The following is a 15,084-nucleotide window of genomic DNA, read 5'->3' on the forward strand; positions in this document are numbered from 1 at the left end:
ATATTTCTGTAGTTCAGTACGCAGGATTACAATTGTTTTGATGGATATATAGTTAGTAGCGCTTTAGAAAGCCTTGGATACAGTCAATTAGCTTTACTATATCTTCATCAGAATGGAAAGGAGATAGTCCTAAGTAAAAACCCTGCTGATGGACAATGTCAGCACCCACGTATGTATCTTCATTAAATTCAGCAAATATTTTGGCAACTGGATGTTTGGCAATATTGCCAGCAACAATCGGTCGAGTCTCGACACCTTTTAGTTCTAAATAATTAGTGATTTCTTTGCGACTAAATGGTGCATCTAAGGACACTAAAAGTGGTAGAGCAAACCAAGATGGTGATGCTTTGGGGCTAGATTTGGGCCGAGATAGATATAATTCAGCATCAATGAATTTAAAAAATTTGTTGGCTAGTTCAATACGGCGTTGATTGAATTGGGGAAGTTTTTGTAACTGGTGTAGTCCAAAGCTTGCTTGTACATCGGTTGGTCGAACATTAAAGCCCCAGTTAACAAAAGCATATCTGCTATCGATATCATAATTGTTCAGGTCATAGTTTGTGGGATCGACATTTCTGACCCAGCCATGAGCTCTTAAAATTTTAAGTTGTTCTGCTACTTCTTGGTTAGAGCAAGCAATCATACCTCCTTCCATCGTGGTCATATGGTGGGAGAAAAAGAAGGAATAGCTTGCAGCAACACCAAAATTACCAACTTTTATACCATCCCATTCTGCGCCTAGGGCTTCACAACAGTCTTCAATGATTAATAAATTATGGGCTTTGGCGATCGCCATAATTCTGTCCATATCACAGGGATTTCCCATCAAGTGCACTAGAAAAATTGCTTTAGTCGCAGGAGTTATTTTCTTTTCTAGATCGTCAATATCAATATTTAAGGTTTTTGGATCAACATCAACGAAGCGAACTTTAAGTCCTGCCATCATTGCCGACCAAATCTGAGTCGGCCAAGTAACGACGGGTATTAAAATTTCGTCTCCATTGCTTAGTAATGGATGATAGGGATTTGTCAGGAGAAAACATAGAAGTAGATCGGCAGACGAACCACTATTAACCATCACGCCATCGCTACAATCTTGATAGGAAGCAAACTGACGCTCAAATTGCAGGGTTTTTTCCCACATTGTTGTGCGAAAACTACATAATGAATCAAGTGCTTCGACAATTTCTTCTACTCCATAACTTGCAAGGCTTAATGGATACCAGTATCGGCGTGGTTTTGCTTCATTAATCCGACTAGAAGATTCAAGCAGTAGTTCGATCGCACCAGTTAATTTACGAGTACTTTCATTATTTAGGGTCATCGGATCTTGCCTTCTTTTTTTAATTGGCGATATTCAGAAATAGTTCTGGTGATTCCATCTTCCAAGCTAATACTGGGTTTAAAACCCATCGTCGTCATATTTGACACATCAAGACATTTACGGGGCATTCCATCTGGCTTTGTTGTATCCCAGCAAATTTCACCGTGATAGTTCACTTTTTGCGATATGAGCATTGCAAGATCTCGAATCGATATATCTCTACCATTACCGAGATTGATAATATCAGGACTGGTATGTTTTTCCATTAAAAACAACAAAGCCTTTGCCACATCATCTACATGGATAAATTCACGTTTAGCTACACCAGTGCCCCAAAGTGTTACTGAATGGCTATTTTCGTCCGTAGCATCAACAAAGCGTCGCACTAATGCTGATAGAACATGCGATCGCTCTAAATCAAAATGGTCATTAGTGCCATAAATATTACAGGGCATAGGACAGACAGTTAACATTCCATGCTGTTCGTAGTAATACTTGGCAAGCTTTAATCCCATGATCTTAGCTAGAGCATAGCCTTCGTTTGTCGGTTCTAACGCCCCATTGAGTAGATACTCTTCTTTCATTGGTTGAGGACAGTCACGAGGATAAATGCAAGAACTGCCTAGAAATAGATTTTTTTTAGTTTCATACTTATGACATGCCTCAAAAAGATTGAGTTGCATTCTTGTGTTTTCACTCAGAAATCCTACTGGATCGGTCTTATTAGCAATAATTCCGCCAACTTTCGCTCCAATCATCAACACATAATCTGGGCGGTGCTGTTCAAAATATGCGTCAACTTGCTGGCGATCGCACAAATCAAGCTCTTGTTTTGGAGGTGTCAACAGTTTGATATCTAAACAATTATTCAATTGTCTTTTGACTGCTGTTCCAACCATCCCAGTTGAACCCGTAAGAAGCACGGAACTCTCTTCACCAAAAATCATTACAGTATGTATTTACTAAAAAAAAGAACCTATAGATTTTGAAGTAACAGTTTGTAATCTAACAGTTCTTCATAGTCTAGCTTAGAGCATGAGACAATCATTATATGTGGATGGTTGTTTAGCTCTGGAGCTCTACGAAAGTAAAAGTAAAGATTTGTCCAAGGCAACATACCATTATTGAACAAAAACTCAATATCACTCTTGAAATTGTGATTAGACCAGTTTTCCATTAGGATAACCTGATTTTTGGCTAATTTAAATAAGTTGGAGAGAGCTATTAAATGATTGTTGACTGTTTTGAGATGCATAATCACAGCCTGAGTGTAGGAAATATCTACTAATGGAAGTAGAGATGAAAAAGGCAAAGTAATATCGAATCTCTGAATACTAGCCCTCAAATTAGGATTTCTTTCTCTAAGATAATCAATTTGAGCTTCTGATAAGTCACAACCATACAAATCAATCGTTGAAGATAAAATAGACATATTATGTAAATGATCACCACCACCACAGCCAATCTCAATCACACTCCTCGGACTTAATTGGAGGATAGTTTCGTAAAGCAGTCTATGGTTCGGATGAAGGGGGAGAATACCTTTACTTGAAACCAGAAAATTATTGATAAAACTATAATCTTCTGAAGAAATCCTCAAAGTGTGTACTTTCTGTATTTCATCCAATTCAGATCTGTAATGAGAATTATAGCTATTCCACTCAAATTCATCTTGACCAATAGGACTAGAAGCCAAATTCACTACACTTTCAATAGAATTTGAAGGCTCTTCTTTCACGCTTTTAATCTTACGAGTTACTCTTTGTAAGAATTTATTAAGATAGTTCATTATCAACTCCTTTGATTGTCTTAAATTTCTATCTATAGTGATTTCAAATTATTTGTATTTGAGAGAAGACAAAACCTCCAATTGTGACTCTATTTAAGATCTCACAAATTCAAAAAAGTAATTAATGAGATAAACTGCGTTCATTATAACATCGGACAAGACAGTTAATCTCAGTATTGGTTATAGTAATACTTAGCCAATTTTAGCTACAGAATTTTAGCTAAAGTAAGGATTTAATTTTTTGGCTCTAATACTTATGCCAGAAAATATTTTTGACTAAGAGCCTCATACTAAATGATAAAACCCCAAAATATTGCGACGGGCGTAGTCTGTCGCAATATTTTGGGGTTTTATACGGATCGTTTTTTCCTTGGAGTTCCCTAATTGTTTGATGGTATTCACGAGGATAAATGCAAGAACTTACTAGAAACAGATCCTTTTTAGTTTCATACTTATGACAAACCTCAAAAGATTGAGTTGCATTCTTGTGTTTTCACTCAGAAATCCTACTGGATCGGTTTTATTAGCAATAATTCCGCCAACTTTCGCTCCAATCATCAACACATAATCTGGGCGGTGCTGTTCAAAATATGCGTTAACTTGCTGGGGATCGTATACAGCCTGTTGAGAGTTGGTGGGATACGGATAAAGTGTTACCCACAGCCTGATTTCTAGAGGAGCAGCGTACTACACTGCTCCTCTAGAAATCAGGCTGTAAATCCAGTTCTTTTCGACTGGGTGTTAGCAACAGTTGTGATTGTTGAAATTTAAAATGACGAACGATTGCTGAGCCAACCATTCCCGTATTTCCTGTCACAAGAATAGAATTATTGCTGTAAATGAGTGTCATTGTTTAAAAAACTTTCCTATTTTTTAAGAGATTTACAAATATTAAAACCATATTTTTCTATTGTAAAAAATGTAATCGTAGAAACAATAATTGTTATGAATAAACATAGTATAAATTTAACAGTTAAGTTGTCAATGTGAGCTTTGTTAATTAATGCAATTATTGGAAAGTGTGATAAGTATATACATATACTGTAGCTAATCGTCCCCAAATACAGCATTATTGGATTAACAAATAAAAATCTATATATTAATGTTTCAGAGTTTCCACAAGCAATTAAAATTAAAGTTGTGATAGAAACAGCAATATACTCATTGTAAAACAAATTAACAATAGACGGAAAATACAAATATATTATGAAAGAACATAGTATTGTTATCAAAATTAGATCGCTTATAAAAAGATTGGATGACATCTTTGCCATTATTTTATCTCTTATTTTAAAAGCGATAAATCCAAACACAAAAGAAAGTAAGTATGGCAATGGACTCCATTGAAGTATCAAATCACTATTGCTATTTGATATTAACAAATTAGAGAAAATATATTTGACTGCAATATAATATATTACTGAGATCGGAATACCGAGAATTACAAAAATATTTTTTTTGAATATCCTTGCCAATAATGGGATACTCAAATACCAAAATACTTCTATTGGGATTGACCACTCAACTCCAATTATAGTATTTGCAATTCTATAGTCCAAATAACTTATAAACAGTAGATGCATAACTATATTATAAAAGTCTATAGACACATTAAATTCATGAAGCCAATATTTTGAATTTAAGTCAGTTACACATGTTAAGAAAATCCAGAAATAATAAAGTGGAATAATTCTAAATAGCCTTCTTTTTAGATAGATAATGAAATCAGAATTTTTGCTATATGATTTGGCTACACTGAACCCAGAAATAACGAAAAAAACGTATACTCCATTTTTGCAAAAGGATACAAAGTTGTAAGTTACACTACTAATTTCTGTTAATCCTGCACCACCTGAATGTATAAACAATACAGCCAATGCTGCCAATGCACGAAATCCAGTTATGAAATCTGTATCTCCATATCTTCTGATACTGCTACTGATAACAGCATTTCTGCAACTATTTATAAGATTCATAAGATGATGATATGTATAAAATAAAAAATAACCTAAGTCTGTGATTATTATCGTTAATTCCTGCACCAGTTCTCCCATACAAAAGGATACTGATAAGTCAGCAAATGCGTCTTCTCTAGCTTTTTTTGAATATCAGACATTCTTTCTTCTGCATCAGGGAAGAAATCATGAAACTGGACTTGAATATTATCAATATTCTCAATAAATCCGCTATCTAATAAATGCAATAAAAGATCGTATTCTCCACCTTCAATATTGATTTTCATTAGGTCGATTTGACTAATATTATTTTCTTTAATAAAATCAATCGCTTTAACTAGATATATTTTTTCACTTGAAGTATTATCTTTAAATATAGAAGAACTATCGCCATCAACAGAAATTTCTTCGGATTGAGTTATACTAGCCAATCCATGTTGATAAACATGGATTTTTTTATTTTTGGCAAACCTTTTTTTTATGTTATACGCAAATGTTTCTACTGGCTCAAAAATATAGATTGAACAGCAGTACATTGAGAAAATATCACTAGACCATTGCCCTTCATATCCACCAATATCAAATACTATTGAATCATCGCTCAAGTCATATTCTAATCTTAAAGTCTTATCTCCATTATCTCGAAACCAAGGAGCGCATCTCTTGGCTTGAATATCTTCAAATGTCTCTATATAGACTGGCTCAGAGATTTCCTCAGGGATTTCTTTTTGATCTTTCCTAAGCTTATTTAATACTTTTCTCAAAACAGTCTTTATTTTAGAAATCATAAAATCCCTAACTCTTAAATGATTTTAGCCAACCAAGTAGACCTTTATTGCCACTACTCTTAGAGTCAGTGAAATATGATTCAGGCTTAATTGTAATTGAAGATTTATATTGCCGATAATCAAAATCATTGCTGCAATAATTTGCCATAAAACTAAAGATATTATACTTGTCGAGTACTAGATTTTTGGAATCCTGAATGTGTTGAGTGCTTTTATCATATACTTGATTAGAAATAGCTGATTCTATTAATATCAAGGACTTACCTATATCATTGATATCTATGGGTATAAATGATTGATTGGAAAAGTAGTTACTTACATTTGGGCATCCATAATAGAATGGGAAAGATTCGCCTAGAAAGCAATCATACAGCTTCTCTGATATGCCATTATCACAAGCAGAATTCTCTAGGGAAATATGATATTTGTAAGGGGAAATAGTATCCCATTTGTCTGCAAAACTATTGATTCCACGCCCAAAAACATCAATATTTTCACCAAAGTGCTCTTTCAATGCTTCTACAAACTTTAATCTCTGTTTATGACCATCTGTAAAGGCTTTGTTTGATGAAATCACAGATATTAATTTAGGCTTATTCAGTATTCTTTGACTTTTGAAGTCATCATACGTTTTATAGGCTTTAGTTATGGTATCGCTATTAGTATTATCAACTCCTATATGCCAAGGAAATAGAGATAGCACGTCAACAACTTTTGGGTGATTAATCTTTCTAGAATAAGTAAATACAGTATTAAATTGCCTAAGAAAATTTAAATTTATATTTGGACGTATTGATGGAAATTCAAGGGTAATAATAAATATATTTTTGGAATTGCACGCAGTGGATTTTTTGTTTTCTACATCATCTAACACAAACCAATAATCACACTCTTGAGTATCATCATTAATAAAAAACTGACAGTCACCCCAAATCCCAGAATTATTTGGAGTCTGTCTAGCCAATGGCCATTTACCATATGGATGTGTAACTTTCACTTTAATCATTGATTTCTTGAATCCTAATTTAAGCTAACCATCTTATATAGCTGTCAACTGCCAGTTGGAATTTATGATGATTGATCCAAATGCCTGCTCATCAGTATGAGCGGTGTTATATGTATAAGGGAATTTAACTACCATTAAGGCTCTTATCAAATCTCCAAAACTATAGTCTTTTATTCCATATCGGCTAGAATGCAACTCGATTATATAACTTCCTGCGGCTATTAAATTGGGTGGTATTTGCCCCATGCATATATATCTACCCTTCTTAAGACTTTCAAAATCTGCTTTCCAGTCTGCAATCAGATGTCTGAATATACATTCACCAGTAATTGATCTTAGGAATATACCCATCCTAAAGAGCGTTAAGTCTTCCTCTATCTCAAAGCCTATTTTGATATCTATGGTCTTACCACCATCATATTCCGATACATTTACACCTTTTTGTGTTAAAGAAAATTCATGAATAGTTACCTCATCACTACTGATAGGAAATTCTATTGACTGTATTCGCTCAATGATTGATTGTTCTGGTGTTTGACTACTACTTTCTAAATCATCTCCTACTGCGCTAACAAGGTAAGACTTGATGACTGTTTCTGCATCACCTGACAAATTAATATGCCCCTTATTTAACCAAATAGCTTTATCACAAGACTTTGCAATAAATTCCATTGAGTGAGAAACAACTAAAATAGTGACATGATCCTCCCAAAATTTGTCTATACGCTTTTGACATTTATTTTTAAAACTTTCATCACCTACTGATAGAACTTCATCTAATATCAAAATATCTGGTTTTACATCTGTTGCTATCGCAAACCCCAAGCGAGCTACCATCCCTGAAGACAAGCCCTTAACAGGAACAAAACGATAGTCCTCTAAATCTGCAAAGTCCAGTATCGATTCGATTCGCTCTTTCATCTCTTCTCGCGACAATCCCAGCAGTACTCCATACAAAAGAATATTATCAACCACGGAAATTTCTGGGTCAAAACCTGCACCTAGCTCAATTAGTGGTGCAATCTGACCGCGAACCCGAACAGTCCCAGTTGTTGGTTTCAGAATTCCTGATATGACCTTTAATAAGGTAGACTTTCCTGCTCCATTACTGCCAATTATGCCAATTTTTTCTCCCTTTTCCACCACTAGGTCAATCTTGTCTAGAACTAATTTTTTAGCTGGTTGTTGATATTGCCCCTCAAACACAGATAGCACAGTTTTCTTGAGATTATATGAAAACTCTTCTTGGGTTCTGCGCCACAAACAAACTTGATCTAATCGAATCGCTTCTTCCATTATCTATAGCAAGTCCATAAACTGCGATCGAGAACGGTGAAAATACGCCCAACCTAAAACAGCAAAGATTGTGCCACTTAATAAAGCACTAGCCACCATTGAAAAATCAACTGATTCCCCAGAAAGTGTTATCTGGCGGAGACTCTCAATAATCGGAGATAGCGGATTAACCATTAGAAAGGGTTTGACCTTGGGCGAAACAATAGCTGCAGGATAAAATATAGGCGTACCAATCCCCATTATGAACACTATAAGCTCGTAGAAATATGGCAGATCCCGAAAAAACACATAAAGAGCACTCACAAAAAATCCTACACCCACACAAAAAAACACCAGCGCAAGAAAGGGTAAGAGTATGGCAAAGGCATTAAGTAAATTTCGCGATCTGACTAGGGCTACTATCGCAAGTAAAGGATAAGCCCCCATCAAGAACTGAAACACATTTGCGGCGATCATTGAAATAGGGAATATGCTCACAGGCAAGCGAATTCTATTTAATAATGCACCATTATTGACGACACTTGTCAAAGCTTGAGAAGTCGAAGACGAGAAAAAGCTGATTACAACTAACCCCGTAAATGCTGCCAAAATATAATTTAATATCGAATCATTATAGTACTTGGCAAAAGTTGCTCCAAAAATAGCTGTGTATAAACTGGTCATAATCAATGGATTGAGCAATGACCAATAGATACCTAAAATTGACCCTCTATAGCGAACTTTTAGATTGCGCCCTACCAAGACTTGTAATAATTCTAGGTAGTGCTTAACATCGGAGCTGATGTACTTATTTCTTAACAAAAGACCCATCAGGAGTCAATACCTCTTGATACAATCTATTTAGTTTGAGTTCATTAATTATAACTTGATGTGCAATTAAAATCCTGAAACCCAAAATTTACGATTGGGGTAATCGATTTCTTCAATTCTAGTCTAGGTAGCTTAAACCACCTAAAATCAATGCAATTAATATAGTTTAACGTGATTTCGGGATAAGGATTTGAGCTAATATCACTCTCTAAAGTCGTTACTAAGTACTTGTGCAGAATTAATTTCACGTAGATGACTAAGTAGACTTTCCATCTTTTGCCACTAGGTACATAGGTGACTGTAGTTTAGTATTTTTCGCTTATCAATAAGGGTTTTAAAGTGAAAATCACAGTTTTTTGTGATTTAGCATGTTTCTAGCGAAGGAAGATTGTTTATAAATATCCTGAACTCAACGCATGAGTTCAGGACTGTTATTTTAATTGCATGTCGTTGTATCAGTAGTGACTTTTTGACTACTTAAGAGTCATCGAGCAATTTTTCATCGTCTGGTGATCGTGAAAACTTGCTTGTTTGCTAAAACTACCAAGTCGGAGCCTGTCCAATATTTCGCAATGTGGCAATATCCAGAGAATGTGTACCTTTAGGATTAGGCAAGCCCAAAGCTTCTAGATCAGCGTCCACCATTATCTCAACCAAAGCCTTGAAAGTAACCTTAGGCTCCCAACCCAACTTTTGTTTAGCCTTAGAGCAATCGCCCAATAACAAATCCACCTCAGCAGGGCGGAAATAACGCGGATCAATCTCTACATAGTCATCCCATTTGAGATTGACATAGGCAAAAGCTTCCTCCAAAAATTCTCTTACTGAATGGGTCTCACCAGTGGAAATCACGTAGTCATCAGGTTTTTCCTGTTGCAACATTAACCACATCGCCTCAACATAATCTTTGGCATATCCCCAATCGCGTTTGGAATCGAGATTTCCTAAATAGAGTTTTTTTTGCTGGTTAGCGACAATGCGGGCGATCGCTCTGGTAATCTTTCTGGTGACAAAGGTCTCACCTCGGCGCGGTGACTCATGATTAAACAAAATGCCATTGCAAGCAAATAGTCCGTAAGACTCTCGGTAATTAATTGTTTGCCAATGGGCATACACCTTGGCACAAGCATAGGGACTACGTGGATAAAAGGGAGTATCCTCATTTTGGGGTACAGCTTGCACTAAGCCGTACATCTCGGATGAGCCTGCCTGATAAAAACGGATTTCGCGATCATTGCGCTGTTGGTAATCTCGCAAAGCTTCTAATAAGCGTAAAGTTCCCATCCCCACTGCGTCAACAGTATATTCAGGAGAGTCAAAGCTGACGCGCACATGCGACTGAGCACCAAGGTTAAATACTTCATGAGGTCGAACCGCTTCTAAAATCCGTCCCAAGGTTGTGCCGTCAGTGAGATCGCCATAGTGTAGAAACAACTTGGTCTCTGGTAGATGCGGATCTTGATACATATGATCTAGGCGATCTGTATTTATCGTTGAAGATCGCCGAATGATACCGTGGACTTCATATCCTTTTGCTAGTAGTAGTTCCGATAGATAAGATCCATCTTGACCTGTGATACCTGTAATTAAGGCGCGTTTAGATTTACTCATAGAGTGATATTTTTAGGAATTAAATGCTCCGCACATTCAAAATAGCCTGCCGAGCATATCATTATTGCTTAAAAAAAGAATAGTGCCAAATAGCAGCCTTCTTCTTACGGTATTTCTTAAATTCTAAAGTATGACTTCAGGAATCTCAGAGATATTGCTAGATATATCAGTAGTTAATATATCGCCCCGATCGCAACGATCGCTAAACTCACAATAATTACAATCAGGACTATTAATCGGTAATTTGGGGTAATTAATGGCTTGGTTAATTTCTGTCAAAATTTGCTTTAACTGGATTTCAGTGCATACATACTCTGCCTGAGAGTAGGGAATAATTATTGATTCGGCTGTATTGGCAAACCAATAGGTCATTGATAACTGCTCAGGCGCATAGTTAGTTGTTTTGGCTAACAGATATAAATAGAGGCGGGTTTGCCAATTGGTTTTTAATTTTTCAGCAGCGATCGCAATTTGATGGGTTTTCCAGTCGAGAATTTGCGCCTTGCGATCGCCCAAAATCAAAAAGTCGTAAATTGCAGTTAAGACAAAATACGCTTGACCATGATCGCTATTCTCACTATGATGCAGCGACATTTCGATTGGCATTTCTAATGTGCGACGATGTTCACAAAGGCGATCGCCTTTGATCATTTCTGGTGGCTGATGCTCAAACGCATCTAGCCATGATCGTAACTTTGGATCACTACTCGCTAGTGAGGATACATCTAGCCCTAGCTCTTTTTGCTGCATTAGTAAGTGAAAATTTGACCCTAGTAGCAAATTTTTTTTGCGTTGTAAATCAGCTTCGGGTAAACTCAACTCCTCTAAAAAACTATATTGATATCTACGCCGACAAATTTCCCAAATATTGAGATGTCCTTGTGAAATTGAGGTAATTGGCGAAATAGCTGTCATTGCAGATTTGCGTTCTTGTAGTACCATATCGTCAAACGATCGCCATCATCCATGAATACACCCAGATGACTGCACCTGTCATTCCTAACTCTAATTCTTCGATGCGCCGATTTCTAAAAATCGTCAATCTGCGTCCAGACGAAGCTGAACGCACGTTTTTGATGTTTTTATTTTACGGTGCAACATCAATTGGAGCGGTATGGCTTGAGTATTCTAGCTCTACTCTATTTCTCGAAGCCTATACAGCTGAGAAATTGACTTGGGTATATATTGCTACAGCTTTTGTGGTAACTGCTTTTGGGGTTTTTTACTCATGGTTGCAAAAACTATTTCCTTTGCGCTGGGTGATGCTAGGCATTTCCTGCTTGCTTGCATTACCACTGCCTCTTGCATGGATGGGGCTGATGCAAAAAGGTACGTTTGTATATATGGCGGCTGTATTTGGGATTCGCCTATGGGTTGAGGGCATTTATGTACTTAGCAATATTAATAATGACATTGCGGCAAACCAGTTATTTAATATTCGGGAAATTAAGCGAGCTTTTCCCTTAATTAGTACAGGAATTATTGTTGCCGAAATCGTAGGTGGTTTTTCCTATCCATTTTTGGTAGCGTGGGGCGGCGGAGCAGCGAATATGACCCTCGCAACTTGCCTGATGTTAGCGATCGGTTCTTGCGTACTGTTTTATCTGAGTACCCGCTATAAACAAGCCTTTCCTAACTCTGTCTATAACAGTGAAGAAAATAGCGATATTTCTACCCGTACTCTCAAAGGTAATATTCGCAAGTATGTCTGGCTTTTATTTGGCTTCTTTATAGCTGCTCAAGTTTTATTTTTTATGATTGAGTTTCAGTATCAGTCCCAACTGGAAATTCATCTAAAAACTGAAGAGGCGATCGGCAGCTTTCTAGGGATTTTTGGCGGGATAATGGGAGTCTTTAAGCTTGCCCTTCAGCTTTTTGGCTCTAGTCGAATTATTGAACGAATTGGCGTATTTTTTGCAGTGCTGATGCCACCTATAGGCATCATCATTACAGGCACGATCGCAGGATTTGCACCGTTTGGTTTATTAACAGGCTTTGTGGTTCTGAAATTCTTTGATGAACTATTTCGGTTCACGATTGTAGCGGCGACTGCGCCCACACTCTTTCAGGCTGTACCAGATTTATTTCGCAGCCAGATCCAATCCTTTGTTAGAGGCATCGCCGATCCCTTGGCTACAGGTGGTGCGGGGGTTTTAATTTGGGTTGTCAGTGAAATTTTTAGGCGCAATAATATCAGCACTGATATTTCAGCCCATTGGTTTGCGGGCGTTATTGTCCTTGTGGCTATTGTTTGGGTAGTGGTTATTTGGTTATTGCGGCGGGGGTATCTGGAGCTTTTGATCCAGAGTGTAGAGCGTGGGCAACTAAGCCTGCTAACTGTCGATACTCGTGAAGTGCGTCGGGCGGTATCGGAGTCGATGACCAGAGCCGAAACTCAAACTGAGCAATCGGTCTGTATTGACCTGTTGACACAAATTGTGCCGCAAGCTGTGGGCGAGACCCTTGCACCGATGTTGTCGCAGATGACACCAGATTTGCAAGCGCAAAGCATAGAAGCAATGCTAGAAAATCCAGAGCCTAGATATTTAACTTATATTCGTGAGGTGATGCAATCGCCTAATGCATCGCCGCAGGTGCAAGCTTTATGCTTACGCTACGTGTTGCTAGCTGATGAAAAAAACCGCGATATCGATGGATTAAGAAAATATCTAGGTCCAGAACAAAATCCAATTATTCGTGGTACTGCGGTGGCTTTGATGATGAGGTTAGGTGCTTCGTCACAGGTTGCTGAGGCAACTAATACTTTGCGGCATATGATCACCAGTTCATCACAACCTGAGCGAGTCCTAGGCTGTCGGGCTTTAGCCGAGGCAGCTTTTATGCAGTCCCTGCGCTTTTATGTGCCTCAATTATTGCAAGATCCATCGATTGAGGTGCGCTGTGCATTGCTAAGAGCGATCGCAGCCACCCGTGCTAACGAATATTTCCCCTCGATTATTCGCGGGTTACATTACAAAGCCACGCGCAAAGCCGCCTATGAGTCACTGGTAGCTCTTGGAGATGATGCAATTCCATCATTGCTAGAGCTATCCTTTAGCGATCGCAGCCCTGATAATGTGCGCATACAAGCTTGGGATATTTTGGGGGAAATCGGCTCTCAGGCATCAATTGCGGTACTTACCAATAACTTAACTAAATCTTGGGGTAAACATCGCCGTCAAATCTTACGTACCCTGATTCGGATTCCTCAGGAGCAAGGTATTGAAGCGATTCTGGAACTGATGGGGCGTAGTGGTATTGAAAAAATGGTAATTCAAGAATTAGGAGTGATGACGGAAGCTTGGGCAGGAGTTGTAGATATATCTATCGATCAAGTCTCAAGTACAGAAGCTACGCTATTAATTGATTCTTTAGAGCACGAAGCTATTAATAGCCTAGAGCGAATTTTTCTGCTAATGAAATTACTGTATTCTGCGTCAGCAATTCAGGCTGCTGCTTTTAATATTTTGTCTGACTCCAAGAGCAGCCTGGCTCGTGGTATGGAGATTTTAGACAATACAGTTGACTTGAGTGTTAAGCAAATTATTTTGTCGGTGGTTGACAATCGCTCGATCGCGGACAAATTAAGTATCCTTGCCAACATTCATACTTATGAGCCGATGCCACCATCCAGCCGCTTACAACAACTTGTAGATTTGCGCTATTGTTTATCAGATTGGACTTTAGCTTGCTGCTTTCATGTGGGGCGGACAGAGCATTGGAGATTGCCTGCGGATGCGATGTTGAAATGTCTAGAACATCCCACAGGTTTTGTCAGGGAGGCGGTGATCTCTTATTTACAAGTCGCTTCACCGCGATCGCTGATCAAGGTTTTGCCACATTTGCTCAAGGATCGCGATTCTTTAGTGCTTGCTCAGGCCAGGGCAATTTCCTATTACTTTCAAAATAATGGGAAAAACACCCTAAATCTAAGTGATAATTTGCAAGACAGTCAAGATTTAGATACTGAAATAAGAGCCAGAATGAGCGGCAAACCAAATAGGAATGGGGAGTCTTAGGCGATGCTAACCAGTATTGATCGATTACTATTAGTGCGCGGAGTTCCGATTTTCAAAGAATTGCGGGATGACTTTTTAGTGCGCCTTGCTTCGATCATGAATGAGGTTTCCTATCCATCTGGCAAAATGATCTTTTCACAAGGTCAGGAAGGGCGATCGCTTTATATTGTGGTTGCTGGTCGGGTCAGAGTGCATTTGGGGGATAAGGATCTTGCCATTTTAGATAAGGGTAGTTGCTTTGGTGAAATGTCTCTTTTTGATGCGGAACCGCGATCGGCTTCGGTGACTGCAATTTCTGGTTGTGATTGTCTGGTGCTAACGCAGCAACAATTATATGAAGCGATCGATGAGACTCCCGATATTGCTGTAAATATTATTCGCTTGTTATCGCGCCGCATTCGCAGCCAAAATATAAAGCTCAATGAGTTAGAAGCTTCTGCTACCTTGCCAACCAAGAATTAGTGGTGTTGGGCAAAGCCACTAATT

General features: G+C 38.0%; 13 protein-coding genes and 1 pseudogene. 2 read left to right on the forward strand and 12 right to left on the reverse strand.

Annotated elements, in window-relative coordinates:
* Window positions 1–52: 52 nt before the first annotated feature.
* The 12 genes and pseudogenes from PseudUWO311_RS09915 to PseudUWO311_RS09970 all read right to left on the reverse strand — a co-directional run bounded on the left by PseudUWO311_RS09915 (window position 53) and on the right by PseudUWO311_RS09970 (window position 11,494).
* Window positions 53–1,324 carry a DegT/DnrJ/EryC1/StrS family aminotransferase gene (locus PseudUWO311_RS09915; RefSeq protein WP_142655093.1) on the reverse strand — a complete coding sequence of 424 codons (1,272 nt, stop codon included), beginning with the start codon at window positions 1,322–1,324 and terminating at the stop codon, window positions 53–55.
* Complete coding sequence (locus PseudUWO311_RS09920) at window positions 1,321–2,271, reverse strand: GDP-L-fucose synthase family protein (RefSeq protein ID WP_142655094.1); 951 nt, start codon at window positions 2,269–2,271, stop codon at window positions 1,321–1,323. Before PseudUWO311_RS09920 ends, PseudUWO311_RS09915 begins: the two co-directional genes overlap by 4 nt.
* 29 nt (window positions 2,272–2,300) lie before the next feature.
* Window positions 2,301–3,113, reverse strand: a complete 813-nt coding sequence (locus tag PseudUWO311_RS09925) for a methyltransferase domain-containing protein (protein ID WP_142655095.1) — start codon at window positions 3,111–3,113, stop codon at window positions 2,301–2,303.
* A gap of 423 nt (window positions 3,114–3,536) precedes the next feature.
* Complete coding sequence (locus PseudUWO311_RS24850) at window positions 3,537–3,671, reverse strand: hypothetical protein (protein ID WP_411729664.1); 135 nt, start codon at window positions 3,669–3,671, stop codon at window positions 3,537–3,539.
* Between the two features lie 142 nt (window positions 3,672–3,813).
* Entirely contained in the window at window positions 3,814–3,963 is a 150-nt protein-coding gene (locus PseudUWO311_RS24585) for an NAD-dependent epimerase/dehydratase family protein (RefSeq protein ID WP_142655096.1), read from the reverse strand.
* Between the two features lie 16 nt (window positions 3,964–3,979).
* Window positions 3,980–5,167, reverse strand: coding sequence for an acyltransferase family protein (locus PseudUWO311_RS09940; RefSeq protein WP_142655097.1), 1,188 nt, complete (start codon window positions 5,165–5,167; stop codon window positions 3,980–3,982).
* The gene (locus tag PseudUWO311_RS09945; RefSeq protein WP_142655098.1) at window positions 5,143–5,856 is read right to left on the reverse strand and encodes an FkbM family methyltransferase; all 714 of its coding nucleotides are present in this window, start codon (window positions 5,854–5,856) and stop codon (window positions 5,143–5,145) included. Before PseudUWO311_RS09945 ends, PseudUWO311_RS09940 begins: the two co-directional genes overlap by 25 nt.
* Window positions 5,857–5,863: 7 nt before the next feature.
* The gene (locus tag PseudUWO311_RS09950) at window positions 5,864–6,862 is read right to left on the reverse strand and encodes a glycosyltransferase family 10 domain-containing protein (protein WP_142655099.1); all 999 of its coding nucleotides are present in this window, start codon (window positions 6,860–6,862) and stop codon (window positions 5,864–5,866) included.
* A 573-nt stretch (window positions 6,863–7,435) separates the two neighbouring features.
* Window positions 7,436–8,158 (reverse strand): annotated as a pseudogene (locus PseudUWO311_RS24855) (ABC transporter ATP-binding protein); the annotation flags it as partial.
* Window positions 8,159–8,161: 3 nt separating this feature from the next.
* Complete coding sequence (locus tag PseudUWO311_RS09960) at window positions 8,162–8,968, reverse strand: ABC transporter permease (protein ID WP_142655100.1); 807 nt, start codon at window positions 8,966–8,968, stop codon at window positions 8,162–8,164.
* A 540-nt stretch (window positions 8,969–9,508) separates the two neighbouring features.
* A complete protein-coding gene (gene gmd, locus PseudUWO311_RS09965) occupies window positions 9,509–10,579 on the reverse strand; it encodes a GDP-mannose 4,6-dehydratase (RefSeq protein ID WP_142655101.1) in 1,071 nt (356 codons plus the stop codon).
* Window positions 10,580–10,702: 123 nt separating this feature from the next.
* Window positions 10,703–11,494, reverse strand: coding sequence for a PD-(D/E)XK nuclease family protein (locus PseudUWO311_RS09970; protein ID WP_190303449.1), 792 nt, complete (start codon window positions 11,492–11,494; stop codon window positions 10,703–10,705).
* On the opposite strand from PseudUWO311_RS09970, the gene PseudUWO311_RS09975 reads away from it, so the two are divergent.
* Both PseudUWO311_RS09975 and PseudUWO311_RS09980 read left to right on the forward strand, forming a co-directional pair.
* Window positions 11,494–14,598, forward strand: a complete 3,105-nt coding sequence (locus PseudUWO311_RS09975; RefSeq protein WP_223807522.1) for a HEAT repeat domain-containing protein — start codon at window positions 11,494–11,496, stop codon at window positions 14,596–14,598. The genes PseudUWO311_RS09970 and PseudUWO311_RS09975 overlap by 1 nt on opposite strands.
* A 3-nt stretch (window positions 14,599–14,601) precedes the next feature.
* Entirely contained in the window at window positions 14,602–15,060 is a 459-nt protein-coding gene (locus PseudUWO311_RS09980; RefSeq protein ID WP_142655103.1) for a Crp/Fnr family transcriptional regulator, read from the forward strand.
* The last annotated feature ends 24 nt before the right edge of the window (window positions 15,061–15,084 follow it).

Source organism: Pseudanabaena sp. UWO311 (assembly GCF_006937785.1).
Classification (GTDB): Bacteria; Cyanobacteriota; Cyanobacteriia; order Pseudanabaenales; family Pseudanabaenaceae; genus Pseudanabaena.